Below are 1,788 nucleotides of genomic sequence, written 5' to 3' on the forward strand. Positions count from 1 at the left end.
ATGGCGATGGTCAAAGCGCTTAACCGGATCACGCTATTAGGAATGCCGAACAGTATTCGCATCACGTAACAATCGACCCGATGGGGCACAGTCGTTACAAGTTCTGATTTATTCAACAAAGCCCCTTTAACCAGATCCTGATCCAGACCTTTCAGGATGGAGATCAGATCGTTATAGGTAACTTCTTTCACTGCGTCCAGGATCTTCTTGTTACGCTGTTGAGGAACAACGCGGTCGCTCGGGTAGCCACGGCCACCTTCTTCTTTGAACAGTTGAGTGAACAGGTTTTCCAGGTTCAGCTCAGCGCCCCAGCCGAAACCTTTGGCATACGGCAGAGAAACGGCGTTACCGTTGTTGATCTGGGAGAACAGGTACGCATCGGATGGGTCAACAACCAGACCACAGATCACGCCCGGGAAAGAGTTACAGGCCAGTATCGCGCCCTGACCGGTACCGCAACCGGTTACCACGAAATCAGCAGCACCAGAGTTCAGCAGGATAGCTGCCAGAATACCGTTCTGGATGTAGGTCAGTTGTGCAGCGTCATCAACGGCGTACTGACCGTAGTTGTATACGGTGTGACCTTGCGGTGCAACGGCTTTAGTCAGCGCTTCGGCAATGATAGCGTTCTTGGCAGCCTGGCTGTTCTCGTTAATCCGTTAATCAATGCAATTTTCATGTTCGTTCCTTTATTGTGACGGACAACTACAAATACTAAAACACTATTTCATTTCTATGGGTGCAGTATACCTTGTCAAAAATAAAGCGCAAATCATCCCAGCGCAGAATTGCCTTTGCAGTGGTAAAACCGGGCCTGTGCCACATTTTCATTGTTATACATTACCTGACAAACAACGGGCACAAGAGGCTCTACTATGCATAGATACAGGTAATGTTCGCCTGACGTGCACAGATGATACCGACAACGATAACGGGGAGACGGCAATGAGCCAATGGATGCAGCAGATTCAAACGCTCCTGGGGGTTGCGGGAGCAAAAGCGGGTTCGGCAGCGAGCAGCGCTAAAAATGGCAATCTGGGCGATATGCTCAAACCTGCGGCGTTTGGTGGGTTGGCAGGGGTGCTGTTGGCGAACAAATCAACAAGAAAGATGCTGGGGTCTCTGGGCAAAAATGCCTTGATCATTGGTGGAAGCGCTGCTGCTGGCGTCATGCTGTGGAACCAATACAAAAAGCGTGTACGCGATACCCACGTCAAGGATGCCGATTTTGGTGTTCAGTCATCCAGCGACAACGTGCGCGCCCGTCGTTTGATCATGGCATTGGTGTTTGCGGCCAAGAGCGATGGGCATATTGATGCCACAGAACAGCAACGCATAAAAGAGAACGTTCATGAACCTCAACTGGGCGCAGAAGTTGAAACCTGGATACAAGAAGCTATCGACCAGCCGCTGGATCCTGCGCTGTTAGCGAATGGGGTTAAGAATGAGGAAGAAGCGTTGGAGGTCTACTTCTTAAGCTGTGCGGTGATTGATGTTGACCACTTTATGGAGAAAAGCTACCTCAATGCCCTGGCACAGGAATTGAAAATTCCGGCAGACGTTTGCGCGTCGATCGGTAATGAAGTGCAGACAACGCGAGCCGCATTGTAGCTGAGTGGGGAGAACGTGGACGGTGGGAAAACCGTCCACATATAGCGATTAGATGTACTAGCTCAGACCTGATCTGACAGTTACCGGTTATTTATACAGGTGTCTGTCAGATTAAATCTGGTTCAGATTTTTTTCTGCCCAGACCCGTTTACCATCAAGTAATGTTGCCATTGGCGT

Annotated in this window: 1 protein-coding gene and 2 pseudogenes; 2 read left to right on the plus strand and 1 reads right to left on the minus strand. The window is 49.8% G+C overall.

The genetic code is table 11. The annotated features are described in order from the left end of the window. Nucleotides 1-69: pseudogene (locus tag ACTBDZ_RS17520) on the plus strand (surface-adhesin E family protein); the annotation flags it as partial. 47 nt (nucleotides 70-116) lie between these two features. Here the strand turns inward: ACTBDZ_RS17520 and ACTBDZ_RS17525 are convergent. Continuing rightward, nucleotides 117-656, minus strand: a pseudogene (locus ACTBDZ_RS17525) (RpiB/LacA/LacB family sugar-phosphate isomerase); the annotation flags it as partial. A 289-nt stretch (nucleotides 657-945) separates the two neighbouring features. Here ACTBDZ_RS17525 and ACTBDZ_RS17530 point away from each other — a divergent pair. Then, nucleotides 946-1,611 carry a tellurite resistance TerB family protein gene (locus ACTBDZ_RS17530; protein ID WP_438816235.1) on the plus strand — a complete coding sequence of 222 codons (666 nt, stop codon included), beginning with the start codon at nucleotides 946-948 and terminating at the stop codon, nucleotides 1,609-1,611. Nucleotides 1,612-1,788 lie beyond the last annotated feature (177 nt).

The sequence above is a fragment of the Symbiopectobacterium sp. genome (genome assembly GCF_051710365.1).
Classification (GTDB): domain Bacteria; phylum Pseudomonadota; class Gammaproteobacteria; order Enterobacterales; family Enterobacteriaceae; genus Symbiopectobacterium.

Excerpts from the sequence above, each read along its gene's own strand:
- ACTBDZ_RS17530 (WP_438816235.1), top strand. The coding sequence starts at position 946 with ATGAGCCAATGGATGCAGCAGATTCAAACGCTCCTGGGGGTTGCGGGA.